The 990-nt window shown below is 65.8% G+C and carries 1 protein-coding gene; it reads right to left on the bottom strand.

The window, feature by feature from the left end:
* On the bottom strand, nucleotides 1-990 hold a 990-nt coding region (locus tag L1071_RS16160; protein WP_246977071.1), incomplete at both ends, for an Ig-like domain-containing protein.

The raw sequence follows: 990 nt of genomic DNA, 5'->3' as shown, positions 1-990 counted from the left end.
TGCGTCCGGCGCCACGGTATCCAGGGTGGCGCTGTCGGTGAACTCGGCTGAGTTACCGGCGGCATCTTCCACGGTCAGCGTCGCGGTGAGTTCACCGTCGGCCAGAGCGGAGAGGTCGATCGCCTCGGTTACGAACGAGCCATCGGCATTCAGCGTGATCTGATCAAGCGTGATGATGGCGCTGTTGCCACTGTTGTCGCTGATCACCAGCGATTCGATGCTGGCACCGTCCTCGATCTGACCGGTGAGGGTAACGTTGCCGGCTTCGTCAGCGTTGAGGAACGCATCGTCGCCGCTGTCGATCGTCACGCTGTTATCACCGGCCGCGGGCGGCAGGCCATCCACGATGGCGGTCACCGGATCGCTGGCATTGCCGGCCGGGTCGGTGGCCACAGCGTTGACGCTGTCGCCATCGCCCAGCGGGATGTCGGGCGTCACGCTCCAGGTGCCGTCGTCGCCCACAAGTACCGGCTCACCGATCGCGTTGCCGTCAGCGTCGCTGACGGTCACGGTGCTGCCGACCTCGGCGGTGCCGGTGATGTCGTCACCGTCGGTGGGATCGACCGTCGGCGCGTCCGGAGCGGCGGTATCCAGCGTCGCAGTGTCGGTGAACGGCGCTGCGTTACCGGCAGCATCTTCCACGGTCAGCGTCGCAGTGAGTTCACCGTCGGCCAGCGCGGAGAGGTCGGCACCGCTGTAGGAGAAGCTACCATCGTCGGCGATGGTGACCGTGGCCGGATCGACGGACACACTGCCCTCGTCTCCGTCGCTGATCACCAGCGAGGCGATGCTGGCGCCATCCTCGATCTGCCCGGTGAGGGTAACGTTGCCGGCTTCATCAGCGTTGAGGAACGCATCGTTTCCGCTGTCGATCGTCACGCTGTTATCACCGGCCGCGGGCGGCAGGCCATCCACGATGGCGGTCACCGGATCGCTGGTATTACCGGCCGGGTCGGTGGCTACGGCATTGACTTCGGCATCATCGGCCAG

The organism is Chromohalobacter sarecensis (genome assembly GCF_023061135.1).
Classification (GTDB): Bacteria; Pseudomonadota; Gammaproteobacteria; order Pseudomonadales; family Halomonadaceae; genus Chromohalobacter; species Chromohalobacter sarecensis.
The sequence above is the reverse complement of the archived record's forward strand: the minus strand, read 5'-3'. Positions and strand labels throughout refer to the sequence as shown.